This is a genomic window from Veillonella magna DSM 19857 (assembly GCF_000428745.1).
GTDB lineage: Bacteria > Bacillota > Negativicutes > Veillonellales > Veillonellaceae > Veillonella_A > Veillonella_A magna.
The window spans coordinates 542,920-568,825 of sequence record NZ_KE386795.1 but is presented as its reverse complement, the minus strand read 5'-3'; the positions used below and the strand labels follow the sequence as shown (position 1 = coordinate 568,825).

23 protein-coding genes are annotated in these 25,906 nt (G+C 45.2%); 22 read left to right on the top strand and 1 reads right to left on the bottom strand.

All coding sequences use genetic code 11. The annotated features are described in order from the left end of the window. Positions 1-213 precede the first annotated feature (213 nt). The 22 genes from G344_RS0109585 to G344_RS11590 all read left to right on the top strand — a co-directional run bounded on the left by G344_RS0109585 (position 214) and on the right by G344_RS11590 (position 25,144). Positions 214-1,956 (top strand): B12-binding domain-containing radical SAM protein, encoded by a 1,743-nt coding sequence (locus tag G344_RS0109585; protein WP_028256022.1) that lies wholly within the window; start codon positions 214-216, stop codon positions 1,954-1,956. Further along, positions 1,956-2,921 carry a tRNA modification radical SAM protein MnmL/YtqA gene (mnmL, locus tag G344_RS0109580; protein ID WP_028256021.1) on the top strand — a complete coding sequence of 322 codons (966 nt, stop codon included), beginning with the start codon at positions 1,956-1,958 and terminating at the stop codon, positions 2,919-2,921. The genes G344_RS0109585 and mnmL overlap by 1 nt, the downstream gene beginning before the upstream one ends. 12 nt (positions 2,922-2,933) lie before the next feature. Continuing rightward, positions 2,934-3,905, top strand: a complete 972-nt coding sequence (locus G344_RS0109575; RefSeq protein ID WP_028256020.1) for a PhoH family protein — start codon at positions 2,934-2,936, stop codon at positions 3,903-3,905. Further along, positions 3,902-4,378: an rRNA maturation RNase YbeY gene (ybeY, locus tag G344_RS0109570; protein ID WP_028256019.1), complete on the top strand. Its 477-nt coding sequence runs from the start codon at positions 3,902-3,904 to the stop codon at positions 4,376-4,378. The genes G344_RS0109575 and ybeY overlap by 4 nt, the downstream gene beginning before the upstream one ends. Then, complete coding sequence (gene era / locus G344_RS0109565) at positions 4,371-5,270, top strand: GTPase Era (protein WP_028256018.1); 900 nt, start codon at positions 4,371-4,373, stop codon at positions 5,268-5,270. Before ybeY ends, era begins: the two co-directional genes overlap by 8 nt. Before the next feature lie 33 nt (positions 5,271-5,303). Continuing rightward, positions 5,304-6,671 (top strand): hemolysin family protein, encoded by a 1,368-nt coding sequence (locus G344_RS0109560; protein ID WP_071838112.1) that lies wholly within the window; start codon positions 5,304-5,306, stop codon positions 6,669-6,671. A 22-nt stretch (positions 6,672-6,693) separates the two neighbouring features. Further along, a complete protein-coding gene (gene recO, locus G344_RS0109555; protein WP_028256016.1) occupies positions 6,694-7,404 on the top strand; it encodes a DNA repair protein RecO in 711 nt (236 codons plus the stop codon). 301 nt (positions 7,405-7,705) lie between these two features. Further along, positions 7,706-8,581, top strand: a complete 876-nt coding sequence (gene glyQ / locus G344_RS0109550) for a glycine--tRNA ligase subunit alpha (RefSeq protein ID WP_028256015.1) — start codon at positions 7,706-7,708, stop codon at positions 8,579-8,581. Position 8,582: 1 nt separating this feature from the next. Beyond that, positions 8,583-10,634, top strand: a complete 2,052-nt coding sequence (gene glyS / locus G344_RS0109545; RefSeq protein ID WP_028256014.1) for a glycine--tRNA ligase subunit beta — start codon at positions 8,583-8,585, stop codon at positions 10,632-10,634. A gap of 167 nt (positions 10,635-10,801) precedes the next feature. Then, positions 10,802-11,143 (top strand): 50S ribosomal protein L19, encoded by a 342-nt coding sequence (rplS, locus tag G344_RS0109540; RefSeq protein WP_028256013.1) that lies wholly within the window; start codon positions 10,802-10,804, stop codon positions 11,141-11,143. A gap of 188 nt (positions 11,144-11,331) precedes the next feature. Beyond that, a complete protein-coding gene (gene ylqF, locus G344_RS0109535) occupies positions 11,332-12,237 on the top strand; it encodes a ribosome biogenesis GTPase YlqF (protein WP_028256012.1) in 906 nt (301 codons plus the stop codon). Positions 12,238-12,266: 29 nt separating this feature from the next. Next, positions 12,267-13,076, top strand: a complete 810-nt coding sequence (locus G344_RS0109530) for a ribonuclease HII (protein WP_028256011.1) — start codon at positions 12,267-12,269, stop codon at positions 13,074-13,076. 377 nt (positions 13,077-13,453) lie between these two features. Then, positions 13,454-13,843 (top strand): YraN family protein, encoded by a 390-nt coding sequence (locus G344_RS0109525; RefSeq protein WP_211219566.1) that lies wholly within the window; start codon positions 13,454-13,456, stop codon positions 13,841-13,843. A 50-nt stretch (positions 13,844-13,893) separates the two neighbouring features. Continuing rightward, entirely contained in the window at positions 13,894-15,438 is a 1,545-nt protein-coding gene (locus G344_RS0109520; RefSeq protein ID WP_028256009.1) for a YifB family Mg chelatase-like AAA ATPase, read from the top strand. Between the two features lie 118 nt (positions 15,439-15,556). Then, complete coding sequence (gene dprA / locus G344_RS0109515; protein ID WP_051245900.1) at positions 15,557-16,822, top strand: DNA-processing protein DprA; 1,266 nt, start codon at positions 15,557-15,559, stop codon at positions 16,820-16,822. Continuing rightward, positions 16,812-19,145 carry a type I DNA topoisomerase gene (gene topA, locus G344_RS0109510; protein ID WP_028256007.1) on the top strand — a complete coding sequence of 778 codons (2,334 nt, stop codon included), beginning with the start codon at positions 16,812-16,814 and terminating at the stop codon, positions 19,143-19,145. Before dprA ends, topA begins: the two co-directional genes overlap by 11 nt. Positions 19,146-19,243: 98 nt before the next feature. Further along, complete coding sequence (gene trmFO, locus G344_RS0109505) at positions 19,244-20,560, top strand: methylenetetrahydrofolate--tRNA-(uracil(54)-C(5))-methyltransferase (FADH(2)-oxidizing) TrmFO (protein WP_028256006.1); 1,317 nt, start codon at positions 19,244-19,246, stop codon at positions 20,558-20,560. Continuing rightward, the gene (gene hslV / locus G344_RS0109500) at positions 20,560-21,096 is read left to right on the top strand and encodes an ATP-dependent protease subunit HslV (RefSeq protein WP_028256005.1); all 537 of its coding nucleotides are present in this window, start codon (positions 20,560-20,562) and stop codon (positions 21,094-21,096) included. Before trmFO ends, hslV begins: the two co-directional genes overlap by 1 nt. 13 nt (positions 21,097-21,109) lie before the next feature. Then, complete coding sequence (gene hslU / locus G344_RS0109495) at positions 21,110-22,528, top strand: ATP-dependent protease ATPase subunit HslU (RefSeq protein ID WP_028256004.1); 1,419 nt, start codon at positions 21,110-21,112, stop codon at positions 22,526-22,528. A 606-nt stretch (positions 22,529-23,134) separates the two neighbouring features. Further along, on the top strand, positions 23,135-23,452 hold the full coding sequence (locus G344_RS0109485) for a hypothetical protein (protein ID WP_028256003.1): 318 nt from the start codon (positions 23,135-23,137) through the stop codon (positions 23,450-23,452). Positions 23,453-23,734: 282 nt separating this feature from the next. Next, on the top strand, positions 23,735-23,968 hold the full coding sequence (locus tag G344_RS0109480) for an RpnC/YadD family protein (protein WP_028256002.1): 234 nt from the start codon (positions 23,735-23,737) through the stop codon (positions 23,966-23,968). A gap of 372 nt (positions 23,969-24,340) precedes the next feature. Next, positions 24,341-25,144 (top strand): helix-turn-helix domain-containing protein, encoded by an 804-nt coding sequence (locus G344_RS11590; RefSeq protein WP_051245899.1) that lies wholly within the window; start codon positions 24,341-24,343, stop codon positions 25,142-25,144. Here the strand turns inward: G344_RS11590 and lgt are convergent. Then, a complete protein-coding gene (lgt, locus tag G344_RS0109470; protein ID WP_028256001.1) occupies positions 25,102-25,887 on the bottom strand; it encodes a prolipoprotein diacylglyceryl transferase in 786 nt (261 codons plus the stop codon). The genes G344_RS11590 and lgt overlap by 43 nt on opposite strands. Positions 25,888-25,906: the final 19 nt, after the last annotated feature.

Genomic DNA, 25,906 nt, shown 5'->3' with positions numbered 1-25,906 from the left:
TATTGTGATTTTATCACATAAATTATAAGGCACACTAGCGAAATAACGCCATATTTTCCTCGTGCGTTCCGTAAGCAGTTAGCAGAGTACCGACAAGATATGTAATGTTTTGTAAGTACGGTAATAAATATGATATAATGCTAGAGTATAAGCCGGTGGAATGAACCACTCGATGAAGTCTGTGTGTATCACAGGAGAGATGAAGAGGTATCGATGAATATACTATTGACCACACTAAATGCAAAATATATACATTCATCCTTGGCGTTACGGTGTTTGCGCGCCTACGGACGAACCAAAGGGCAGGCATATGACATAGTAGAATATACTATTAATATGCCTGTTCTTAGCATACTTGCAGATATAACGGAGCACCGTCCCGATGTGATAGGCTTTGCTTGCTATATTTGGAATATTGATATGACATTACATGTGGCAAGCCTTATCAAGGAAGTGGCCCCTAAAACGCGCATTGTCTTGGGCGGACCGGAAGTCAGCTATACCGCCGAGACCGTTATGGCGGAGCATCCTTACGTGGATTATATTGTGCAAGGTGAAGGGGAAGAAGCGTTTACGGCTCTTACGCAGGCTTTGCAAGACGGAAGAACTGCAGAAGACATAACAATTGTCGGCGTACTGGGACGTACTGAGGACGGACGATTGGTTGGTTCCCGAGACATTGCGGAAGTAGCCGACTTGAGCACTATTCCTTTTCCTTACGACGAAAGTGATATGAATGAGTTGACTCATAAAATTATGTATTACGAATCATCTCGCGGTTGTCCTTTTAGTTGTCAGTATTGTTTATCCGGTAATCGTAATACGGTACGCTTTTTTCCGTTGCAGCGAACATTACAGGAGCTTCAGTGGTTTGTAGACCATGAGGTTAAGCAAATTAAATTTGTGGATCGCACTTTCAATTGTGCGCCGCATCATCACATTCCCATTATGGAGTGGATTCATGCGGCGGACACAACTACGAATTTTCATTTAGAAATGGAAGCCGTACTCATGGGGGACCGTGAGGTTGAGCTTTTGAGTACGGCACCAAAGGGGCGTATGCAAATTGAAGTCGGAGTACAAAGTACTCACGAACCGACGCTGACAGCTATTCGTCGACATAATGATTGGTCGCACATTCAAACCGTCATCCGTCCGATTATTGCGGCAGGACGAACGCATGTGCATATGGATCTTATTATTGGTTTGCCCTATGAAGATTATGAACGGTTCGGACAGTCTTTTGATGATTTGTTTTCCCTACAGCCCCATGCGTTGCAGTTGGGATTTTTAAAGCTGTTGCGCGGCTCCGGTGTCAGTCGAATGGATACGTATGACTACCGCTATGATCCGAAAGCACCGTATGAGGTGTTAGCAACACATGTATTGCCTTATGAAAACATACGGTTTCTCAAACATTTCGAAGATGTATTCGAGCGTTTTTATAACAGTGAACGATTGCGCCGTACCTTTACCTATGTAGGGCAAATAATTTTACAACGCGGCGAAAGTGCGTTCCGTTATTTTGAAGATATGACGCAGGAATGGCTGGCCGCAGGAAATGACAAGCGGAAATTAAACGATCGTGATCAACTGGCGTTCTTACATAATTTTTTTAAGAAGCGACATGATACGATTGCCATGGAGTTATTAGGCGTGGATACTCTATATGCATATAAGGGACGTTTGCGTGATGAAGCAATCGGTTTGCCGCCGCCTCGCAAGGAAGAGTTAAAAGCGAGCGAAGCGTTTTGGCGTGATGAAGCGAGCGTACGTCGGTACATACCGGAGTATTCCTTTAATGAGTGGCGCCGCATCAGACATACCTATGCGGAAGTAACATTGCAACGGGAAACGGCTAAGCGCCTGGGGGTTGACAGTACAACTCCGACGGTAACGCTTATTATAGATGTAGAAGAACGGGTGGCGCCGTTTGTACGACCGGAGGTGAGTTGATGGGAGATACGACAAAGCCGAAACGATATCGGGCATATTCGGCATTTCTAAAGGAAAAATACGGCGAGAAAGTATATAAATTACCGGTGGCTCTGCCCTTAACCTGTCCGAATCGCGATGGTTCGGCCGGTGTAGGCGGCTGCGTATTCTGCGGTGAAATCGGTGCCGGTTACGAGAATCGACCGGCCAGTATGACCATCCGTCAACAGCTGGAAGAAAACATTGCTCATATTGCGCCTAAATACAAGGCGTATAAATATATTCCTTATTATCAGAATTTCAGTAACACCTATGTGGAGCCAGAACGCTTTCGTGCATACATGGAGGCCGGCTGCATCGATACAACCGTAGGTTTGGCTATTGCTACCAGACCGGATTGCATTAACGATGTATATTTAGACATCTTGCAAGACATTAAAGAACGATACGGTGTAGATATTTATTTGGAATACGGGTTACAAACAGTAAATTATCGTACCTTGCAAACGATTAATCGCGGTCATGGTATGGCTGAATTTATCGATGCCGTGTTACGGACCAAACACTATGGTTTCGACGTGTGCGCACATATGATTTTAAATCTTCCTTGGGATGATGAAACAGATACCATAGAAGGAGCGCGTATACTTTCCGCTTTAGGCGTTGATCAGGTAAAGCTTCATGCGCTGTATATCGTAAAGAATACCCTTATGGCCAAGTGGTATGAGAATAAAGAGTTCACGCTTATTTCTGCGGAAGAATACATTGACCGCGTGATTTCTTTCCTGAGAAACTTGGATGAGCGTATTGTGTTACAGCGTTTAGTGGGTCGTGCGCCGGAAGAAAATACCCTGTTCACCAATTGGTCTATGGGGTGGTGGCGTATTCAAGAAGAAATCGAACGACGCATGGAAGAAGAACAGGTACGCCAAGGCGATTTATGTGACTATTTGAACGGCCGTGCGGTACGAAAATTTTTAAAATAAGGAGATACGTACATGAGTGAACGTATATTTACATTTCCTAAGTACGAATGGGCAGCTCCGATTTTGGGCTATCAGGATAAGCATTTAAAATTATTGGTAGAGGAATTTCCCTGTCATGTAGTAAGCCGCGGCGATACATTACAGCTTACCGGCGATGAAGCGGTGTTGGATCAATTTGTACGCGTGTTGGAAGAGCTGGTGTTTTTATATAAGGAAAGCGGTCAGGTGGCAGAGCAGCAGGTAAAGATGGCGGCCACAATGGTAAAAAAAGGAAAGGCGGATACCGTACATGCTATGTTTGACGATACGTTGAACGTAACTATGAAGGGGAGAACGATTACGCCAAAAACAGAAGGGCAAAAGTTTTATGTGGACAGTATTAGGCGCAATACCATTACGTTCGGTATCGGACCGGCCGGTACGGGTAAAACTTTTTTGGCAGTTACCTTGGCAGCATTTTATCTGAAAAACAGAGAGGTGGAGAAAATTATCCTCACTCGACCGGCGGTAGAGGCAGGAGAAAAATTAGGATATCTGCCCGGGGATTTGCAGGAAAAGGTAGATCCCTATCTGCGCCCTTTGTATGATGCTTTGCATGATATGTTCGGTGTGGAGCAGGTGCAGCGCTTCATGATGCGGGGGATTATAGAAGTGGCGCCGCTGGCGTATATGCGCGGACGTACCTTGGAAAATGCCTTTGTGATTTTGGATGAAGCACAAAATACTACACCGGAGCAAATGAAGATGTTTTTAACTCGCTTGGGCAACGGCTCTAAAATGGTAGTGAACGGTGATAAAACACAAATCGATTTGCCGGATCGCGTGGAATCCGGGTTAAACCAAGCCGAACATGTGCTTCGTCATGTGCCGGGAATCAAGATGGTTTACTTTAGTGATCAAGATGTGGTACGTCACGATTTAGTCGGTAAAATTGTTAAGGCCTATGAAGCCTATAACGAAGGAAAGGATAGGGAAAAGCAGTGATAGTAGATATTCAATATGAAGACGACTCATTGCGCAACGAGCAAAATGAAGCAGTGATTCGCCGGGTATGTGACGAAGTGGGACGCGTGTACGGTCCGGAAGAGCCGTGGGAAATGAGTGTACTTCTTTGCGATAACAAGCGCATTCATGAATTGAATCGCGAATACCGACATATTGACCGTCCTACGGATGTGTTGTCCTTTGCGCTTAACGAAGGTGATGAAGTCAACGGCGAAGCGGAGTCACAGCTGTTAGGCGATCTTGTGATTTCTCTGGAACGAACAGCGGAACAGGCAAAAGAATACGGTCATCCCTTTGAACGGGAGCTGGCGTATTTAACAGTGCATGGGTGTTTACACATCTTAGGTTACGATCATATGACAGAGGAAGATAAAAAAGAAATGCGTACTGAAGAGGAGTTTATTCTGGGAAATTTAGGTTATGTACGGGAGGATGCACCTTACAATGAATAAGGCGAATACATTTAAATCGGGATTTGTTGCCGTTGTGGGACGGCCGAATGTAGGCAAATCTACACTTATTAATGCACTTATCGGCGATAAAATTGTTATTGTATCCGATAAGGCACAGACGACGAGGAATCGAATTATCTGCGTATATACCGACGAAGAAAAGCAAATCGTATTTATGGATACGCCGGGCATTCATAAGCCGAAACATAAGCTGGGAGAATTTATGGTAGATGCGGCTATTGAGTCGCTAAAGGAAATTGAAGCGGTGCTTTTCGTAGTGGCCGGCAACGAAAAACGAGGCCCCGGTGATAATTTTATCTTGGAACAGTTAAAGAAAGTAAAGGTTCCCGTATTTTTAGTGATTAATAAAATAGATACACTGGAACGGGAAGATATTCTAAAAACGATTGTAACGTATCAGGAAGCCTATCCCTTTGCAGGTATCATTCCGATTTCGGCAAAGGAAAAGGATAACTTGGACGAAGTGCTGAAGGTATTGACAGAGGTACTGCCGGAAGGGCCGCAGTATTTCCCGGAAGATATGATTACGGATCAACCGGAACGCTTGATCATTGCAGATATTGTGCGTGAAAAGATTTTGTTGAAAACAAGAGATGAGGTACCGCATGCAATTGCGGTGGACGTGGATGAAATGAAAACGCGCGATGATGGTATGACCTATGTACGTGCTACCATTTATTGCGAACGGGATTCGCAAAAGGGCATTATCATTGGTAAGCGTGGGGCCATGCTTCGCGAAATCGGTGGTGAAGCGCGTGCCGACATCGAACGTTTACTGGCAACGAAGGTGTATCTCGATTTGTGGGTAAAGGTAAAGAAAGATTGGCGTAATAAGTCCGGTATGTTGTCGGAATTAGGCTATAAGGAATAGCTTAACGATTTGTAAGTTGATAATTGGAAAGGAATGAGAACTATCGATACGCCCCTGGGGGACGGTCTACTCACTATCGGTTTGGCTGTCCTGTGTATTGTAATTATTAATTGTTTGGTGTTGGCAAAATTTTCCTTTGCCCGCCTACGAGAAGAGCATTTGGAGGATATGGAAAATCTCAGCGATTCTGCGCGAGAATTTCTTCGGAAGTTATACCGTAATCCGGAACGCTTTATTAATACGGCACAGTTTATGCTGTTATTTTTTGTTATCTTGCTCGCCGGTGTCGGCAGCCGGTTGATGGAAGGAACGCTTCACAGTTGGCAAGGACAGCTGGCCGTAGAATATCCATGGTTGGCCGAGTGCTTAAACGTAGCAGTGCTACTCGTCATCAGTATGGTAGTCTTGGTGTTTGGGGAAATTATTCCTAAAGCCTTGGCATTGTCCTTCCCTACAAAATATGTTCGTTTCTCTGCCAGCTTTGTAGTCGCCTTAGGTACGATTGTTACTCCTTTTGTGTGGTTAGCGCAGACTATCGGTAATTTCTTTTTGACGCGCATCGCTGCTCCGTATAGAACAGAAGTAGATTTGGTTCACACGGAAGAAGAAATACGTATGATGGTTAACCGCAGTCATTTGGAAGGACAGCTGGATCAAGTGGAAGGCGAACTAATAGATAATGTATTCGACTTTGTAGAACGCATGGCTAAAGAAGTTATGATCCCGCGACAAGATGTGGACTGTGTGTATGTGGAAGATAGCTTTGACGAAACGATGAAAACAGTCGCCTCTACCAGTCATACGCGATATCCGTTATGCATGGAAGACAAGGATCATGTTATCGGTTTGGTTCACATTAAGGATTTGATGGAGCAGCCGCATAAAGCGCGGAAAGACTTACGATTAATTCGCCGTGATATTTTGACGGTACCGGAAGTGATGAAACTGTCCGTGTTATTGCAATACATGCGCACCAAACGTATCTATCAAGCGATTGTCGTCGATGAATACGGCGGTATGGTTGGCTTAGTCGGTTTGGAAGATATCATCGAGGAATTGGTCGGCGATATCAAGGACGAACATGAAACAGACATGCCCGATATTGTCGATCACGGCGATGGCAGCTTTGATTTTGACGGTAAAGTCTTGGTTGATGATGTAGAGCATGCTATGAAGGTTACCTTCGATGAGGCAGAAGAGGATACAATCGGCGGTTATATTTTCGGGCTGTTGGAACGTACGCCTGAAGTAGGTGACGTTGTGGAAACCGCAGGCTATACCTTTATGGTTACCGATATGCAGGGCTATCGCATTGCTCGTTTGAAAGCGATGCCGATGGAGCCTGCGGAGCCGGAGGCGACCGAGGATGCTACCGACGGCGATGAAAAAAATGCGCAGTAGCTGCGCCGGATAGGAGGATGTCGTGAAAGAACGGGACGGTATTAATTGCGAAGCCATTGTTTTGTGGAAGCGGAAGCGTCGCCTTCATTCCGTCATTACCTTTTTAACAAAACAAAAGGGAATTATTAATTGCTCCGTCTCTCATCGCGAACTGCAGCGTATGAAGGATACCGGTTACTTACAACCCTTCAGCAGTGTGTATATTACACTTATGCCGGACAGAGAGTATTATCGGCTCAAGCAAATCGATGGACGCTATTCGATTCGCTCCGTCGAGGAAAGCTTGGAAAGTATATATTATGCGGCTGCCGCAGGAGAGCTAATTACGCGCCTCTTTTTGCAAGAGGAACAGGATTTTCGCGTGTATCGTACGGTAGCCGCCTTCTCGGAGAGAATTCGCACTAAGCCGGTGCGACTGGCCGTGATTTTACTGGGCTGGCAGTTGTTGTCGCTGGCCGGCTTTATCCCTGCTGCCGATGCGTATCAAAAGGGGAATGGTACCGATACCTTTTTTGATGAATTGCGAGGGATCACCGGTTACGGGCTTTCCGGAGAAGCAAAGAGAGCTTTGGGTATGATACTCCTATATCGCTGGGACAACAGCGTTACGGTAGCCTTTCCGGCAGTAGTGTGGCAAGAGCTGGAAAATAATTTATGGTCCTATGCAACTATGCAAATCGGTGCCGAGCCGACAGCTCTTGCTTTCTTACGGGAACTGAGTAGTCATAAATGATAGTTGACAGACTACGTTTTCCTTGCTATGATTCTTCATATATAATATATGCGATGAAGCAGAGGAGTAGATTCCTTTTCAGCGAGTGAGGACGGTGCAAGCTCACAACGAATCAAAGGCGCTGCGGAGTAATGACAGGAACGCCGTAAGGCTAGTAAAGGTCAACAAGATAAAAAAGAGGGCTTCGGCCAATAAGGGTGGAACCGCGGGTGAATCTCGTCCCTGTAGCGATTTTCGTTACAGGGATTTTTTTATTCCCGTAACGAGCAAATTGACGTGACTTTCTAGGAGGAACACAGCAATGACATTTCAAGAGATTATTTTACAGCTGCAGAAATTCTGGGCAGAACAGGGCTGTATCTTGCAACAGCCGTATGATATTGAAAAAGGGGCAGGCACGATGAACCCGGCTACGTTTTTGCATGCCATCGGACCGGAACCGTGGGCCGTATGCTATGTAGAACCGTCCCGTCGTCCTGCCGACGGTCGTTACGGGGATAACCCAAACCGTTTGTTCCAGCATCATCAGTTTCAAGTAATTGTTAAACCGTCGCCGGAAAATATTCAAGAATTGTATTTGGAAAGCTTGGCACGTCTTGGTATTCACGCCGAAGATCATGATATTCGCTTCGTTGAAGATAACTGGGAATCTCCGACATTAGGTGCTTGGGGCTTAGGCTGGGAAGTATGGCTGGACGGTATGGAAGTTACTCAGTTCACATACTTCCAACAGGTAGGCAGCATCGACGTTAAGCCGGTATCCGTAGAAATTACGTACGGCTTGGAACGCTTGGCAATGTACATTCAAGGCGTAGAAAATGTATATGATTTACAATGGAACGATTATGTAACCTATGGTGATATTTGGCATTTAAATGAAGTGGAACAGTCCGTATACAATTTTGAACTGGCCGATACGGATATGTTGTTTACCTTGTTCGATATGTATGAAAAGGAAGCTGTACGGGTATGCGAAAAAGGCTATGTATTACCGGCCTACGATTATGTACTTAAATGTTCGCACACCTTTAACTTGTTGGACTCTCGCGGTGCTATCAGCATCAGCGAACGTACAGCCTTCATCGGTCGCGTGCGTAACTTAGCTCGTATTTGTGCGCAAAGTTATTTGGCAAAACGTGAAGAATTAGGCTTCCCGCTGTTGAAAGGAGATAAGTAATATGGCAAAGGATGTTTTATTTGAAATCGGGGCGGAAGAAATTCCGGCTCATTATATGCCGGGCATATTGGCACAACTGAAAACCTTGGCAGAAACGAAATTAGACGAACATCATCTCGGTTACGGTTCACTGCGTACCCTGGGAACACCGCGTCGTATTGCGCTTCTTATCAATGATGTGGAAGATAGTTCGGCAGATATTCACGAACGTCACAAGGGACCGTCCGTAAAGATTGCTTACAACGAAAATGGTGAACCCACAAAGGCGGCCATGGGCTTTGCTCGCGGCAAGGGTATCGATGTAAACGACTTAGTAGTGGAAGACGGATATATCTACGCGGAAACCACGACGGCCGGAGTGGCTGCCCGCGATATTTTAACCGAAATTTTACCGCAGCTGATTACGGGACTCAGCTTCCCGAAATCCATGCACTGGGGAAATCTCGATGAAAAATTCGTACGTCCGTTGCGTTGGTTGGTGGCCTTGTATGACACGGACGTATTGCCGATTACTTTTGCCGGCGTGCGTGCGTCTAACAGCAGTCGTGGCCATCGCTTCTTAGGCAAGAAGGAAATCCTTATCCAGCATCCGGCGGATTACGTGAAGAATTTGGAAGATAATTTTGTCATCGTGGATCAAGACAAACGTCGCGCCATGATTGAAGAACAATTACATGCCATTGCCGATGAAAAGAAGGCAACCATTGTTTGGGATGAAGATTTATTAGATGAAATCCTTTACCTCGTAGAATACCCGACGGCATTATGCGGTACCTTTGACGAATCCTATTTAACATTGCCAAGTGCTGCCGTTATTACGCCGATGAAAGATCATCAGCGCTATTTCCCGTTGGTGGATGCGGAAGGTAAGCTGTTGCCGATGTTCTTAACCGTACGCAACGGTGATGCACATTCGCTTACTGTGGTGCAGGCCGGTAATGAACGAGTATTGCGTGCCCGTCTTGATGATGCTAAGTTCTTCTTTAACGAAGACCGCAAGAAGGCATTGGCCGATCGTTCCGAAGGATTGACGCGCATCGTCTTCCAAGAAGGCCTTGGGAACTTGGCAGATAAAACAGAACGCTTGCTGGCGTTGGGTGAATTGTTCGGTGAAGCCTGTGGTCTTGGCGAAGATGATATGGTTGCTTTGGAACGGGCCACCGTGCTTGCCAAGACGGATTTGACTACCGGTATGGTTACGGAATTTACGGAATTACAAGGTGTTATCGGTAAGGAATATGCTCTGCTGGACGGAGAAAGCCCGGAAGTGGCAGAAGCCATTTTCGAACAATACTTACCGCGCTTTGCCGGTGATGTGCTACCTAAAACAGCAGCCGGCCGTGTACTCAGCGTTATCGACAAGGTAGATAATATTGTTGCTACCTTCAGCCGCGGTCTTATTCCGACGGGCTCCCAAGATCCTTACGCATTACGCCGACAGACAATCGGTATTTTAAATATTCTCATCGACAGCAAATGGAATGTAAGTCTTCGTCCGTTACTTCGCGAAGCCATGGCGCTCCTTAACGTGCCTGCGGAAAAGAGTGATGAATTGTTAGGTCAATTAGAACAATTTATTGCCTTGCGTTTGAAAAATATTTATTTGGATCGTGCCTTGCCGCATACCGTTATCGATTTATTGTTGTCCAATCCGTTGACAACGGTAGCTATGGCCGAAGGTATGGCAGCGGCTATCATGAAGGATCGCATCGATCAGAATACGGAATTGGTTCAGGCCTTCACTCGAATTTACAATCTGGTAAAGGATACGGAATTTGTTGCCGTTGATGAAGGATTGCTGAAGGAAGCGGCTGAAAAAGAATTGTTTGAACAGGCATCGGCTGCCTATGAAGCCAGCCGTACTGCATTGGAAGAAGAAGACTATGTTAAGTTGGTAGGTACGCCGGATAGCTTAGTACCGGCTATTAATCAGTTCTTTGATGCGGTTATGGTTATGGATAAGGACGAAGCAATCAAACAAAATCGTTTGCAGTTGTTGCGTTTAACCTATGAAACGATGGCAGTTATCGGCGATGTAAGTACTTTGAAATAGAAATGTAAGTGACTGAATAGTAGCATAGAGAATCAAAAAGTAAGAGCTGTCAGTAAATTTTACTTGTCATGGCTCTTACTTTTGTGTTAAGATGATAACGTTAATTTGAGATAGTCCGCTGCCTATGATGTTTGGGTAAGAATGTCTACAATAAGGAGGAAATAAAAGTGAACATTATCAACGTACTTGAGCAAGAACAACTTCGTGCAGACATTCCTGCATTCCGCGCCGGTGATACCGTACGCGTACATGTAAAGGTTGTCGAAGGTAGCCGTGAACGTATCCAGGTATTTGAAGGCTTGGTTATCAACCGTCAGGGTGGTAGCGTTCGTGAAACCTTCACGGTAAGACGTATCGCTTCCGGCGTTGGCGTGGAAAGAACGTTCCCGCTTCACAGCCCACGTCTTGCAAAAATCGAAGTAATGCGCCATGGTGTTGTACGTCGTGCAAAATTGTACTACTTACGTAACCTCACCGGTAAAGCTGCTCGTATTCGCGAAAAACGCTAATCCGGATAAAAGGCTGCCCTTGGAGGCAGCCTTTTATTTTGTCCGAATCTATCACATACACGAATTGCGAATCGAAAATCGGCGAAGACATACGATTATCTTAGTTATGGTGTTATATATAAAATAGAGTAGCGGTGTAATCATACAGAACGATACTTGATGAAAGATAAAATGATGGGAGGCTGACAATGGATACAAAAAAAGAAGTATTTCCGGTAGTGCATTGGTTCCCGGGACATATGGCAAAGGCTACCCGCATGATTAAGGACTATGTAAAAAAAGTAGATGTGGTGATCGAGCTCTTGGATGCTCGCATTCCGCGCAGTAGTGCGAATCCGGTGATTACCGAAGTGGTTGGGCAAAAGCCGCATATCATCGTCCTCAATAAAGTAGACCTGGCGGATGCGAAGGCAACGAAAGCCTGGACGGAATTCTTTACAGCCCAAGGCATTACTGTTCTTGCCATCGACTCCAAGACAGGCAAAGGCAAGAAGCAGTTGGTCAAAGCGGTAGAGCGATTGAGCAAGCCGATCATTGATAAATGGACAGCGAAGGGAATCCGCAGTCGTTCGGTGCGCACGATTATTTTGGGCATACCGAATGTAGGAAAATCTACGTTGATTAATTCGTTGGCCGGTGCAGCAGCAACGCGAACGGCGGATAAACCGGGACATACGCGCGGACAGCAATGGGTTAAAATCGGTAAAAATTTGGAATTATTGGATACTCCCGGCGTATTGTGGCCAAAGCTGGAAGATCAACGTGCTGCAGCGCGTTTGGCAATGACCGGTGCTATTTCCGATGATGTGTATGATTTGGAAGCAGTTATGAAACAGTTGTTGATGCAGTTAACGGAGCAAGCGCGGGATGTGCTCATGGCACGCTACAAGCTGAAGGAGGAACATCTCGTTTCAACGGATACATTACTTGATGCCATAGGTCGTAAGCGCGGTTGTTTGGTAAGCGGCGGTGTTGTGGATTTAGATAAAGCGCGCCGGATTATTTTAAACGACTATCGCTCGGCTAAGCTGGGACTGCTTACGTTAGATGCTGTTGATGAAGAACCGTATTATACCGATGGAGAAGATAAATGAGTGATAGCCCTAAGGTCCCGCTGACACAGATGCAAAAGGATGCGTTTACATCTCTTACGGTAAAGGAAATAAAAGCGATCTTTGATGACGGTAATTTTCCTTTCGATATGCTGCTATGGGCGCAGGAGGATAGGCGAAGCTCCGTGCAAAAGCTGGCAGCATCGTATGTGATGAAACAAAAAAGAGCGTTGGAAGAGAAACAACGTCTGGATGCGATGTATGTATATGAGGATAGCTTTTATGAGGAGAACCGTTACCACGTTGCCGGTGTAGATGAAGTGGGGCGCGGTCCGATTGCAGGCCCCGTAACGGTGGCTGCCGTCATTTTATCGCCTCATACATATATTGCCGGTCTTAACGATTCCAAGAAGCTGTCCGAAAAAAAGCGAGAAGCATTATATGATGAAATTATGGAGAAAGCCGTAGCGGTACGCTGTGTGTCCTACGCGGCAGACGTAATCGATCGACTCAATATTTACGAGGCTACCAGACAAGCTATGTATGAGGCTATCCGTACGTTGCCCGTTGCGGCAGAAGCCGTATTGGTAGATGCCATGCCGCTGCCGGAGCTTACCATGCCGGTAGAGTCCTTGGTAAAGGGCGATAGCAAAAGTGCCTCTATTGCTGCGGCTTCGATCATTGCCAAGGTGACCCGCGACCGATACATGAAATCGTTGGATGCGGAGTATCCGGGATTCGGCTTTGGTATTCATAAGGGGTATTATACGGAGTTGCACAGGGAAGCTATTGAGAATATGGGAATTACGCCGCTTCATCGGCGAAGCTTTGAACCTGTGAAATCAATTGTGCAAGCACATGGTGAAGAAGATTCCCTATAAACATATAATGAAGCAGACGCCCTATAACATGTAAATAGAAATATAGATGAAATAGATACAATAGATACGATAGATATAATAGATAAAACAGTAAAAAGGCTGTGACCTGTGAGATGATTTTCTCATTGCGTCATGGTCTTTTTTATTTCTTCGGTTCCTTTGCTATAGAAAAGTAAAATGATGAAACGAGTTTCTTCGCAGCGAAGAAGACTGTTTGTATTCGTGTTTTGTTGTACTTGATAGATAGTGTTGCTTTTTATCCGGTATAAGTAATAGCTCGTTCTTATTTATATGCCAAACGGTTAGCTTTTACAAACTGTAACATACGGAGTAGGCTAACAATGATTGCAGAAAAGAACAGAAGGGACTTGCAACGTATGATATGTAATAGAGAATTGGGACGACGCGGTGAAGAGCAGGCGGCATCGTATATAGAAGAACAAGGATATACCATTATAGGGCGCAATGTTCGTCTTGGCCGATATGAAATAGATATTATAGCCGTCGAGGCGAAGGTACTTGTTTTTATCGAAGTAAAAACGCGGCGAACCTATCGATATGGTTTACCTTGTGAAGCAGTCAATCCGATAAAGCAACAGCATATTAAGCAGGCCGCGGTATATTTTGTAGAGCGACTGCGGAGAAAGGCGGTGGAGTCGCCACTATCCGATCCCATCAGTAACTACGTGCTGCGCTTTGATATTATCGAGGTGTATTATACCTCGGCGGACCATGGTTGGTTACGTCATATGAAGAGTTGTTTCTAAGCATATTCGTGCATATATATTGAGTAACACAGTAGAGGGAGTGAAGATACATGTATGCCAGAACGTACAGTATGGCCATTAATGGCTTGGATGCTTATACGGTAACGGTTGAGGTGAATATTACAAAAGGATTGCCTGCCTTTGAAATCGTAGGCTTACCAACGGCAGCCGTGCGCGAAGCAAAGGAACGAGTGCGGGCAGCTATTACAAATGCAGGGTTTACTTTTCCCATGCAACGAATCGTCGTCAACTTGGCACCGGCGGATATTCGTAAGGACGGAGCCGGACTTGATGTGGCGATTGCCGTAGGCATTATTTTTGCTTCGGCCCAAGGAGGACGAAAGTTAAATAAAAATAAAAGGCAGTATATCAGTGAACACACCGTCTTTATCGGTGAAATGGCATTGGACGGAACGATAAAATCGGTGCGTGGTATGCTGGCTATAGCCATTGCGGCGGATAACGAACAATGGGACTTGATGGTAACCGGCGTAGATAATGGCAAGGAAGCAAAAGCGGCCTTTGCGAATCGGGTGATGATCAGTTCTTCGCTAAGTGAATTGATGAACATGCTTTGTAATGACAGTGAAAGAATATATGCCACAGCCGATGATAGATTAGATACGAAAGAAAGCTATACGGCCGATTTTAGCGATGTCAAAGGACAACAGGCAGCAAAGCAAGCATTGGAAATAGCCGCTGCCGGTGGTCATCATGTACTACTTTGCGGCGTGCCGGGTGCCGGTAAAACTATGTTAGCCCGCTGTATGCCTTCCATTTTACCGCCTTTAACCGAGACCGAGCAGCTGACCATCAGTCGAATTTACAGCATTGCCGGATTATTGCCGTCACAGCAATTAATGAAGGAGCGCCCCTTTAGGAGCCCCCATCACACGATTACTATGGCAGGCATGGTAGGTGGCGGAGCCATTCCCAAGCCGGGGGAGCTTACCTTAAGTCATGGCGGCGTGTTGTTTCTCGATGAAGCCCCGGAGTTTAAACGACCGGTGCTGGATGTATTGCGGCAACCTTTAGAGGATGGGGTGGTTACGATTTCACGGGCGTCCGGAAGTTATTCATATATGTGTCGATTTATTTTGGTAATGGCTATGAACCCTTGCCCCTGCGGTTGGTACGGTCATGAAGACACCATACATCATTGTATATGTACTACTCATCAGGTGGAACAATATCAGCGTACCTTGTCGGGACCGTTGCGAGATCGCCTCGATATGTATATACCGGTGGACAGACCTAAGTTAGAAGAATTACAGGACGGTGGGCACAGCGAATCGTCGGCAGCAATTCGTCAGCGTGTAATGGAAGCAAGAGAACGTCAGCAAAAGCGAGCTGCCGCATACGGCATAAAGGAAGATACCCTTAACAGCAGGCTATCTCACCATGATTTGCAACAAATGCTTCGTTGTGACAGCAGTGCCGAGCAAATGATGGAAACGGCATTCACCCGACTTCACATCAGCTTGCGCAGCTATGATAAATTGCTTCGCGTCGCACAAACGGTGGCGGATTTGTCCGGTGACGATCGGATTACCGGCGATCACATAGCAACGGCATTGGCCTATCGAGGACAGTGAGGACAGTAAGGATAGGTTGGGTTAGTCGATATAAATCATTCGTACCCATACGAGACGAATCATAATTACACATGCGGTACAAATTATAATTACACCTATGGAAAAGGAGATCATTAGTATGGCAACACAAACAAGAGAAACAAATATGACTTCCCATTTTTATATAGCGGTCATGCAATGTGTGGAAGGCTTGGGCGCTATGGGAATACGGCGTTTAATTGCGTATTATAAAACACCGGAAGCAGCTTGGCAGGCACTGTTAACCAATGATGAATCAGTGTATGCATTAGGAATAAAAGGGATTAAACCCAACACATCAGAGCGAACTATGTTGGAATCATTGCCGACGGTGCTAAAGAAACAACTGGAGTATTGGGATATTCATTTTGTTACCTACTTGGATGCCATGTATCCGCCGCAATTAAAAGATATCTATAACCCACCGGCGGTGCTTTTTTACCGTGGCAGTGAAAAATTATTGCGTACCGAGCGCGGTGTTGCCATGGTGGGAGCGCGTAAATGTACACAATACGGACGCAATGTGGCAGCTGAGTTTTCCTATGAATTGGGACAGAAGGGTGTCGTTGTGATCAGCGGCGGCGCACGAGGGATTGACGGTTGCTCGCATATGGGAGCCTTACACGCAAAGGCGCCGACAATCGCAGTTATGGGATGCGGATTGGATACGGTGTACCCGCGGGAGCATGCTAAATTATTTCGCGATATTCTTTTAGGCGGAGGTACCTTGGTCAGCGAATATCCGCCGGGAGTAAAACCACTGGGCAATCATTTCCCTATGCGCAATCGCATTATCAGCGGTTTGGCTAAAGCGGTAGTCGTAGTCGAAGCCAAGGCCAGCAGTGGATCCTTGATTACAGCGGACATAGCTATCAATGATGGACGTGATGTATTTGCTGTTCCGGGAAATGTGTTAAGCGGGGAAAGCGAAGGGACGAATTGGTTGTTGCGGCAAGGTGCGATGGTACTTACTCATACCGATGATATTATCGAGGAATACGATTGGGCACCAAAGGAAAGCAAGCAGGCATGTAAGGTGGCAGGTGTAGTCAAGGAAGAAAAAAATCACAATGGCAATAGTGACGATACAAGGAAGTCTACCGACAGCGGAACGGAGAAGATAAAAAAAGAGAGTAGCCATAATAGCGCATGTATGTTAAGCTGTAGTTTGGAAGAAAAGAAAGTATTGCAGGTATTGTCGTACAGTACAACCTACTCCGTTAATGAAATACTAGAACAAACGGACCTTTCTTTATCTTCTCTTCATACTGTATTGCTACAATTAGAGTTAAAAGGTCTGGTGGAGCAAAGCTCACCGGGCAACTATATCATGTTGACACTTGGGAGGAATCAATTTGTCGATTAAACGATCGATTGTTATCGAAGAGAAAGAAAAAACAAATGAACCTAAAGAGGAACGCCAGGTACAGGGTCGTGTATCCGTTACGGTAGGTAAAGATACAAAGGTCGTACAATATGTGGCGTCTGCACCTGAAGACAGAGAGATTCGTACCTTTAAGCCGGATGGAAAAACCTTGGTAATTGTGGAATCACCGGCGAAGTCAAAAACGATTGAAAAATTTTTAGGTCCCGATTATGTAGTGCGTGCCAGCATGGGGCATCTGCGAGATTTACCGAAAAGTCAGTTAGGCATTGACATAGAAAATGGCTTCGTACCGCGCTACACAAATTTGGCTACGCGAAAAAAATTAATCGATGAGCTGCGCGCCGAAGCGGATGATGCTAAAGGCGTTCTGCTCGCAACTGACCCGGACCGCGAAGGGGAAGCCATTTCTTGGCATTTAGCATATATACTGAATATGGATACGGCCTCTACATGTCGTATTACCTTTAACGAAATTACGAAAACAGCGGTAGCCGAAGCCATCGAAGCACCGCGCACGATAGATATGAATATGGTGGATGCGCAACAGGCGCGCCGAATTTTGGATCGCTTGGTGGGATATAAGTTAAGTCCGTTGCTGTGGAAAAAGGTATGTAAAGGACTGAGTGCCGGGCGCGTGCAGTCTGTGGCAGTGCGCTTAATCTGTGAACGGGAACGAGAAATTAAGGCCTTTGTACCGGAAGAATATTGGACAATCAGCGCCGAGTATCTCACCGAGGCGAAGGAAGCGTTTACCGCAGAGCTGACGCACATCGGTAAAGAGAAGGTGCATATTGCCGATGAATCAGCGGCGATGGCGATTAAAGCAGCGTTGGATGGGAAAGAAGCTACGGTGGTATCCGTGGATAAACGAAAACGTTCCCGTAAGGCACCGGCACCGTTTACTACATCGACCTTACAACAAGAAGGGGTGCGCAAGCTGAACTTCGGTGCTAAACGAACGATGATGTTGGCACAGCGCTTGTATGAAGGGATTGAAATCGGCGGCTACGGTCATGTCGGCTTGATTACCTATATGCGTACGGACTCTACGCGTATTGCTCACGAAATGCAAGAGGCTGCTAAAATGCACATCATTAAAGAATTTGGCAAGGATTATTATCCGGCGAAACCGAATGTATTCGGCACAAAAGAAAGCAGTCAGGATGCGCACGAAGCGATTCGTCCTACCAGCTTGGAGCTTCCGCCGAAGATGGTGGCGCAATTTTTAAATCGCGATGAATTAAAGCTGTACACGATGATTTGGAATCGCTTTATTGCGTCGCAAATGGCAGCGCAGCGCAGCGAAACGGTAACGACGCAATTAGCCGTGGACGAATACACATTGCGCGCTTCCGGGAGCAAGGTCATCTTTAAAGGCTTTACGGAAGTATATGACGTAGATAAAAACGAAGAAGAAACGACCATGCCTATACTGGCAGCCGGTGATAATGTAACCAATACGGGAATTGATCCGAAGCAGCATTTTACGCAGCCACCGGCACGCTATTCCGAAGCCAGCTTGATTAAAACCTTGGAAGAACAAGGCATTGGTCGTCCGAGTACGTATGCACCGATTATCGACACGATTATCAGCCGCAATTATGTAGAACGGCAGGATAAGCAATTTGTGCCTACCGAATTGGGATTTGTGGTTGTAGACTTTTTGATCGACCATTTTGAAAAGCTGATTAATGTGCGTTTTACTGCGGAATTGGAAGAAGAACTGGATGCCATTGCCGGTGGTAAAGAAAACTACCGTGAGGTGTTGGCACAATTTTACGATATGTTTTCTAAGGAACTGGAAGAAGCCAGTGAGGTGGATCGCGTAAAAATCGCCGATGAAGAAAGTGATGTCATCTGCGATAAGTGCGGGCATCCAATGGTGTATAAATTCGGTCGGTTCGGTCGGTTCTTGGCATGTTCAAACTTCCCGGAATGTAAAAATACAAAGCCGATTACGGTGAGCACCGGCGTGCCTTGTCCGAAATGCGGCGAAGGGATGATTGTGGAACGCAAATCTAAACGAGGCCGGGTTTTCTATGGTTGCGATCGGTATCCGGAGTGCGATTTTACACTGTGGAATAAACCGGTGAACGAAACATGTGATACCTGCGGTAGCTTACTGGTAGAAAAGACATATAAAAACGGGACGGTAAAAAAATTCTGTTCCAACGATGATTGTCCGACACGTCCGAAGAGGAAGCCTCGCAAGAAAAAAGAAGCGACTGCCGATACGGAACAAACACAAGACACTACTACCGATACAGGAAACGAACGCGGTGATACGGCGCAGAATATATAAGGACAACGCCGCTAGGCAGTACAATAAGTAATTACAGTGCCGACGGGCAGTGTAATACGTAGGTAAGAAAGTGATGTTAGTATATAAGGAGACTGAAGGTGACAACAGAAAAGGTAACAGTAATCGGAGCCGGATTGGCCGGCTCGGAAGCAGCATGGCAATTGGCGGAGCGCGGTATACAGGTAACTCTTTATGAAATGAGACCGCAAGCGTCATCGCCGGCGCATCATACAGAACAATTTGCGGAATTAGTGTGCAGTAACTCGCTGCGTGCGGCTAATATAGAAAATGCCGTGGGACTGCTTAAAGAAGAAATGCGACGCATGAATTCGTTGATTATGACATGTGCCGATGCGACGGCAGTACCGGCCGGCGGGGCATTAGCCGTAGATCGTCATAAATTCAGTGCCATGGTAACGGCTACCTTGGAAGCACATCCTAATGTAACGGTTGTGCGTGAAGAGGTAACCTCGATTCCGGATGAAGGAATCGTTATTATCGCCACAGGCCCGTTAACGGCTCCGGTGTTAGGCGAGAAGATTAAGGCGCTGACCGGCAGTAATGATTTTTACTTCTATGATGCGGCTGCCCCGATTGTAACGGCGGAGTCGCTGAATTACGATAAAGTTTTTGCCGCTTCGCGGTATGATAAGGGTGATGCGGATTATTTGAATTGCCCGATGACGAAAGAAGAATACGAAGCCTTTTGGCAGGCGTTGACAACAGCCGAAGCAGTACAGCCGAAAGAATTCGAAAAAGAAATATATTTCGAAGGATGCATGCCGGTAGAAATCATGGCAGCGCGCGGTATCGACACCTTGCGCTTTGGGCCCTTGAAGCCGGTAGGCTTGGTGGATAAACGGACAGGTGTGGAATCCTATGCTGTTGTGCAGCTGCGCAAGGAAAATAAGGATGCTACCATGTTTAACTTGGTTGGATTCCAGACGCATCTGAAATGGGGCGAACAAAAACGCGTGTTCCAAATGATTCCGGGATTGGAACAAGCCGAGTTTGTTCGGTATGGAGTTATGCATCGCAATACGTACATCAACTCCCCGGAATTACTGAATCATGCCTTCCAGCTCAAAAAGGAACCGCGTCTTTTCTTTGCTGGACAAATGACAGGTGTAGAAGGCTATTTGGAATCGGCGGCCTCCGGTTTGATGGCAGGCTTACAGGCTATGCGCTACGGACGGGGCGAAGCGCTCATTGATTTCCCGAAAACGACGGCGATGGGTGGTCTGAGTCACTATATCAGTGCGTACGAAGGCAGTAACTTCCAACCTATGAATATCAATTTTGGTATTATGGAACCATGGCCGGGAAAAATTCGTAAAAAGAAAGAAAAAAATGCACTCATTGCTGCCAGAGCCTTGGAGGAATTGGCTGCAGTGAAAGAAAAGGAGAATTTGTAATGTCAGAATTTCATGCAACTACTATATGTGCCGTAAAGAGAGACGGTAAAACTGCCATTGCCGGTGACGGACAGGTTACCATGGGCAACAGTGTGGTAATGAAAAATACCGCGCAAAAGGTACGTCGTCTATATAACGGTAAGGTGATTTCCGGCTTTGCCGGATCCGTGGCAGATGCATTTACCTTGTTTGAAAAATTTGAAGGCAAGCTCAATCAGTACAATGGACAATTAGTTCGCAGTGCGGTGGAGTTGGCAAAAGAATGGCGCAGCGATAAAGTATTGAAAAATCTGGAAGCCCTATTATTGGTAACGGATGGCACGTCGATTTTGCTGATTTCCGGTAACGGTGAAGTGATCGAACCGGACGATGGTATCCTAGCTATCGGTTCCGGCGGAAACTATGCGTTGGCAGCTGCACGTGCATTGGTGGCGAATACAACACTCAGTGCCAAGGAAATTGCGGAACGATCCTTGCATATTGCTGCAGATATTTGCGTATATACCAACCACAACGTTATTGTGGAAGAATTATAAGGGGGCGTGACGGATGGAAATGAATTATACACCGCGTCAGATTGTGGCTGAATTAGATAAATATATTGTAGGGCAACAGGAAGCTAAGAAAATGGTTGCCATCGCACTTCGTAATCGGTGGCGTGCTAAGCAGTTGCCGGAAAGCGTACGGGAAGAATATGTGCCGAAGAATATTTTACTCATCGGCCCTACCGGCGTAGGTAAAACGGAATTGGCCCGGCGCTTGGCAAAATTGATGAAAGCACCGTTTATCAAGGTGGAAGCAACTAAATATACGGAAGTCGGCTATGTTGGGCGTGACGTGGATCAGATGATTCGCGATCTCGTGGAAAACTCCGTGCGCATGGTTAAAGAAGAGATGTTGGCTGCGCAGGAAGAAAAAGCAATGGAATTGGCTAACCAGCGGTTACTGCAAATCTTGTGGCCGAAAAAAGAAGACTCCGCCAAGGGGCGTAAGTTTAACAATCCTTGGGAAATGCTTTTTAACGATAGTGAAAACGAAGATATTAACGAAGCAGAAGAAGCTAAGACACCGGCAGAAGATCCGGATATGTCCGAAAAGCGCGCTGCCTTTTATGAAAAACTTAAAAACGGTCTTATGGATAGCCGCGAAATCGAAATCGAAGTGGAAGAAGCACCGAAAGGCTTTACCGGTATGCTTACCGGCAGTACACCGGATGAACTATCCAGCAATTTCCAGGACATGATGGAAAATATCATGCCTAAGAAAAAGAGAAAGCGCCGTACTACGGTAGGCAATGCGCGCAAGATTTTCAGTCAAGAAGAAGGACAGAAGCTGCTCGATATGGATACGGTAACGGAAAAAGCCGTAGAGTTGGCTGAAAAAGAAGGAATCGTCTTCATCGATGAATTCGATAAAATTGCTGGTAACAACGGTCGTAGCGGTGCCGATGTATCCCGTGAAGGCGTACAGCGCGATATTTTGCCTATCGTCGAAGGGGCAACGGTGTCCACAAAATACGGCCCGGTTAAAACCGAACATATCTTGTTCATTGCTGCCGGGGCTTTCCATGTGTCCAAGCCGTCTGACTTGATTCCGGAATTGCAAGGGCGCTTCCCGATTCGTGTCGAACTGAACAGCTTGAAACAGGAAGACTTCAAGGCAATCTTAACGACACCGGAACAAGCATTATTGAAACAGTATCATATGTTGCTGAAGGCAGATAACGTAACCATTCATTTTATGGAAGAAGCCATCGATAAGATTGCGGAATTGGCGTATCGCGTTAATAATGAAACGGAAGATATCGGTGCTCGTCGATTGCATACGATTTTAGAAAAACTGTTACAGGATATTTCTTTCAATGCGCCGCCGGCGGAACCGGTTGATGTTACCATTACAGCAGCCATGGTAGAATCTCAGTTGGGAGATATCGTTAAGGACGTTGATTTGTCGAACTTCATCCTGTAAGAGCAATGTGTATCATTCGTTACAGCCTATGCGTAGATACTACCGGTGATACCTAGTAACGGGTGATGAAAATATAAAAGAGGTAATGTATCCTTTGCGGATGCGTTACCTCTTTTTTGTTTAGTGGTATTCCTTTGGAGAAAAATTGATTTGTGAATTCTGAATAATGTTTACTATTGTGTTGACTTCTTTTGTCCCTATTTAAAATGATGACTCTTATCTTATTTACAAAATATCACTCGCATCCGTTATATGCTAATTGATATAGAAGTAGTATGTGTCTTTAACCATAATTATTTTCTAATTACTTCATAACAATCGTATAGAAAATATGGTAATAGCAACATTTAAAATACCTGTCAGACATATGAGTAGTGTATGTGATAATTAATACCGAGAGCATCTATTAGCACTGAGCGTGTTTATTATCACTGAGAGTAAAAGAATGAACATCCAATAAGTTACATAGGATAACAACGCTCCCTTCTCGTACTTTTAATAGTAAGGAGGGATTTTATGATTACCAAACTACTTATCAGATATTTTCCCAGTCATTATGCTTTTTCCTTCGTTGATGATACAATAATAACAAAGGAAGTGTATTGAATGAACACGGCAAAATATAAATTGCCAACTATAAAAGATTGGCATTACAGCAGGGAGTTAGATATATCACAATTTTTAGTACATGATAAAACAAGGCTATACAATGCTTCGCAGTATCATATGCCAAAATGGCAGGACGCAACGATTACAGAAAATTTTTTATTCGAGAAGGTAATGCATAATAAAGGAATCTGCAAACGATTAATTGAAAAAATCTTAGGCATTACCATTCAGTCTATTGAATTTCCTGAAGTAGAAAAGTCCATTGCCATCCGTCGCGATAGCAAAAGCGTTCGTCTGGACGTATACGTAATATAAAGTAGAGTCCTGTATATAGGCATCACAAGTCAGGTCTAGCGAATGACGTTGTTCAACCTATATACAGGACTCTCTTCTCCCCGGTGCTGGGAAAGAGGGATTCATAGATGCCGTAGATGTGTCATTCGTAAGACCTGACCAGCGAGACATCTATGAATCCCTCGGAACGTTTTTTATTTCTTACAATACATTAACGGTCATGCCCCTCGAGGAAAATTTGTTAATGAAATTGACACCGAGGTAGGCAAGGTAAAAGAAAACAAAGAAATGGAGAAATCATATATGACATACGCAATGGAAATCGAAAGACACAGACGGGAAGCCAAAAATATTGGAATTGCCATTGGACGCGAGGAGGGACTACGGCAAGGCCAAGCTGCTGGAAGCCAATTACGTGCGCAAAAAATTGCCTTATCTATGTTACAGGAACAGATACCTCTCAATGTAATTGTTAAATGTACCTCTCTATCTGAACAAGAAATTCACGACCTCGCCAAAGAACATAATTTGTTATAAGCAAAAGAACTACCTTACACCGCCAGGACAAGAGGACCTGTATTCTCCTCACCTTGGCGGTATATTTTTTTCATAGTTAAAACGATATATCTATCATACTAAACGTCAATATAACAAGCATCTTACCATTGGTATATATCAAGCATCCTAGTAGCAATCCTAGCAGCAATTTTAATGGTAATCTTTATAGTAATACTATTAGCAATCCTAATAGTATACTAGTGTGAATCAGCTTCGTTCATTTTGACGAATTGAAAAATTTTTAAATTTATTTTGCATTTTGGTTTACAAAATCGTTTCCCGAAGGATTGTATATAGTAGAGGGGTAAATGATTAATCCTTTACGATTTCTGAGTATGGAGGCGATATAACATGAAGTACATGGAAGAGTTGAATAAATTTAACGTATGGATTGCGCTGCATCCGGATGTGTCCTCATCGGCAAGAGTATTATGGTATGTACTCATGGATTATAATAATATGTTTGGTTGGAAGCGGGTATTTTCTGTTTCTATATCAACGTTAGCCAGTGCCACAGGGTTATCTGTCTCTGCAGTAAAACGAGCACGTTCTGTGTTACAACGTGCCGGACGTATTCGTTATACGCCACGCAATCGTAGACTAGCTACATTATATGAAATCATTTCGTTGGCAAATGAAGGAATTAGAACAGCATATGTTGGTAATACGAAAACATCGAATGAAGAAATGAATCCTAACCACATAACGACGTCGGTTGAATCAAAGGAGAATACATCGACTGTTCAATCGGATGACGTACAGGATGTAGTACGAGATGAATCACGAGATGAACAATATAGTGAACCGTATAGTAGATCACGAGGCGAGCGCATATATAGACAAGACAAGACTAGACAAGACATATCTAAAGAAACCACAGTAAAGAAAGGTGAAGCTGCGAAAGGAAAAATGAAGAAAGAACCGAAGCGTTGTTTCACACCGCCTTCGGTTGCGGTGGTGCGTGCCTATTGTGAAGAGAGAGGCAATCGGATTGATTCGGAGGGATTGGTAGATATCTCTGAATTGAAAAGGACCTCTCATGTGGTACACATGGAAGGCCCTCTTGATCGTTTATTGCGCTATGCTTGTGTCATATGCGTAGTAGCTGCGTCTTACACAGATTGGTTGTGTCGTTTGTCAGCCCATCCTAGGTAAATAAAGACAGCGATGCCGATAATCATAATGGTGAGGCTGGTTACTTGTGCCGATTTTAATCCTAAGGTAAGGGAGACGTAATCACCGCGAAGGAATTCTAAGCAGAAGCGAGCGGCAGAATAGAGAATGGCATACAATACGAACACTTGGCCTTTAGCATGTTTAAAGCTGCTGAAGAGAAGCAGTACGACAAAGATGAGAATATCAATTTGTCCTTCCCAAATTTCGGCCGGCCATAACGGTTGTGCTCCGTACGTGCGATAGGCTAAGGTGGTTTCGGGATAGAGAATACCGAAGTTACCTCCCGTGGGATGTCCGAACGCATCACCGTTCATCAGGTTAGCCATACGTCCTACGGATTGACCAAGAATAATGGCAGGTGCAAATAAATCGGCAAAGGCCCATGTATCGATGCCGTGCTTCTTCGTATACCAAATGCCTACCAGCGTTCCCAGGACAACACCGCCTTGGATAGCCATGCCACCTTGCCAGACAAAGGGAATTTCCCACAGATGATTGTGGTAGTATGCCCAGTCGAAAAAGAATACATCCCATAACCTGGCACCGATAAGACCGGCTACACCTGTGTAAATAGAGAAATCAACAACGTGAGTGTGCCAACCGCGGCCATCTTTCTTCATTAGATAATAGGCCACGCAAGCGGCGGAGATAATGCCTAAGGCCAACAACAGACCATAGGCGCGAACGGGGAATCCCCCGATAAAAAATAAATATTGATGCATAATGCCCTCCTTTTATTCG

Bases quoted from the DNA above. Each gene is read 5' to 3' on its own strand.
- G344_RS0109575 (WP_028256020.1), top strand. From the start codon at position 2,934: ATGAGTGAACGTATATTTACATTTCCTAAGTACGAATGGGCAGCTCCG.
- G344_RS0109520 (WP_028256009.1), top strand. From the start codon at position 13,894: ATGTATGCCAGAACGTACAGTATGGCCATTAATGGCTTGGATGCTTAT.
- ylqF (WP_028256012.1), top strand. From the start codon at position 11,332: ATGGATACAAAAAAAGAAGTATTTCCGGTAGTGCATTGGTTCCCGGGA.
- lgt (WP_028256001.1), bottom strand. From the start codon at position 25,887: ATGCATCAATATTTATTTTTTATCGGGGGATTCCCCGTTCGCGCCTAT.
- G344_RS0109560 (WP_071838112.1), top strand. From the start codon at position 5,304: ATGAGAACTATCGATACGCCCCTGGGGGACGGTCTACTCACTATCGGT.
- era (WP_028256018.1), top strand. From the start codon at position 4,371: ATGAATAAGGCGAATACATTTAAATCGGGATTTGTTGCCGTTGTGGGA.
- G344_RS0109480 (WP_028256002.1), top strand. From the start codon at position 23,735: ATGACATACGCAATGGAAATCGAAAGACACAGACGGGAAGCCAAAAAT.
- G344_RS0109585 (WP_028256022.1), top strand. From the start codon at position 214: ATGAATATACTATTGACCACACTAAATGCAAAATATATACATTCATCC.
- G344_RS11590 (WP_051245899.1), top strand. From the start codon at position 24,341: ATGAAGTACATGGAAGAGTTGAATAAATTTAACGTATGGATTGCGCTG.
- glyQ (WP_028256015.1), top strand. From the start codon at position 7,706: ATGACATTTCAAGAGATTATTTTACAGCTGCAGAAATTCTGGGCAGAA.
- mnmL (WP_028256021.1), top strand. From the start codon at position 1,956: ATGGGAGATACGACAAAGCCGAAACGATATCGGGCATATTCGGCATTT.
- G344_RS0109485 (WP_028256003.1), top strand. From the start codon at position 23,135: ATGAACACGGCAAAATATAAATTGCCAACTATAAAAGATTGGCATTAC.
- G344_RS0109525 (WP_211219566.1), top strand. From the start codon at position 13,454: ATGATATGTAATAGAGAATTGGGACGACGCGGTGAAGAGCAGGCGGCA.
- dprA (WP_051245900.1), top strand. From the start codon at position 15,557: ATGGCAACACAAACAAGAGAAACAAATATGACTTCCCATTTTTATATA.
- G344_RS0109530 (WP_028256011.1), top strand. From the start codon at position 12,267: ATGCAAAAGGATGCGTTTACATCTCTTACGGTAAAGGAAATAAAAGCG.
- hslU (WP_028256004.1), top strand. From the start codon at position 21,110: ATGGAAATGAATTATACACCGCGTCAGATTGTGGCTGAATTAGATAAA.
- glyS (WP_028256014.1), top strand. From the start codon at position 8,583: ATGGCAAAGGATGTTTTATTTGAAATCGGGGCGGAAGAAATTCCGGCT.
- hslV (WP_028256005.1), top strand. From the start codon at position 20,560: ATGTCAGAATTTCATGCAACTACTATATGTGCCGTAAAGAGAGACGGT.